Annotated in this window: 1 protein-coding gene; it reads right to left on the bottom strand. The window is 58.5% G+C overall.

All coding sequences use genetic code 11. The features are described from left to right. Positions 1-940, bottom strand: a 940-nt coding sequence (gene istA / locus GGR38_RS23950; RefSeq protein ID WP_183629524.1) for an IS21 family transposase, incomplete at its 3' end; no start/stop codon positions are given. Between the last annotated feature and the right edge of the window lie 142 nt (positions 941-1082).

The following is a 1082-nucleotide window of genomic DNA, read 5'->3' as shown; positions in this document are numbered from 1 at the left end:
TGATCCGGCGCTCAAGCTTGAGGACCGCGCCGAATGGGATAAGTGGCAAGAGCTGCAAGGTCAGCTTTTCTTCCGCGAAGGCCTCGTTAACGACACGCCCGGTCGATGCATGCACCCGAGGATTGGCGACATTGCCGAGCCAACGGTCGAACTGCGCGTTCAGATCATCGAGATCACGAAAGACACCGCCGAGGAAGAAGTCTTCCCGAATGTAGCGGAACGGCCGCTCGACCTTCCCTTTGGTTTCCGGGCGATATGCGCGGCATGCCTTCGGCAGATAGCCGTAATGCTGCGCAAACTCGCCAAGCGTGCGGTTATAGACGACCCGGCCATCCTCATCTTCGCCAATGACGGCCGTCTTCATGCGGTCGTAGAGAATTTCACGAGGGACACCGCCGATCGCCTCAAACGCTGCCCGGTGGCAGGCGAGTACGGTCTGCATCGTCTGGCGCTGTGCAAAGCGGCCCCAAAGCAGTCGTGAAAACCCCAGGACCATGGAAAACAGCCAGACAATCTGTACATGATCCGGCGCGTTGGCAAAGCGTACCCGGAATTGGGCAAAGTCCACCTGAGCCTGTTGCCCCGGCGGTGTTTCAAATCGAACTGCGTAAGGCTTACCGCCGCCGGCCGGCCGCATCGTGCGCACTTCGTCGCGCACTGTACTGTAGCCACCCGTGTAGCCGCGCTCGCGGATCTCGCGGGTCAGACGCTGCGCGCTCAGCCCCGGGTAGGATGCCAATCGAACCCGCAGATAATCAATATGTGGATCGAGCAAACGCTCTCTGGGCTGCCGAGGTCCGTACTTTGGCATTTCCATGCCCCGTCGAATGTATTTGCGGACAGTTTTGCGGTCGACGCCAACCTGCCGGGCAATCGCAGCGATCTTTACGCCTTGGCGATGCAAATCCAGGATCATCATCAGATCTCCAAGCTTCTTCATCTCAGCACCGCCTCCCATAGGGAGAACTATGCCGGATATTTTGGCTTTGACCCTGTCCGGGGCTCGCCCCGGACAGGGTCAATCAGAAGAAGTGAGGAATTTTACTTTGCCTCTTCCGGGGCATTTTACTCCGCCATCAACA

Source organism: Novosphingobium sediminicola, assembly GCF_014196525.1.
Taxonomy (GTDB): Bacteria; Pseudomonadota; Alphaproteobacteria; order Sphingomonadales; family Sphingomonadaceae; genus Novosphingobium; species Novosphingobium sediminicola.
Note: the sequence above shows the minus strand (reverse complement) of the source record. Positions and strands in the feature narration are given on the sequence as shown.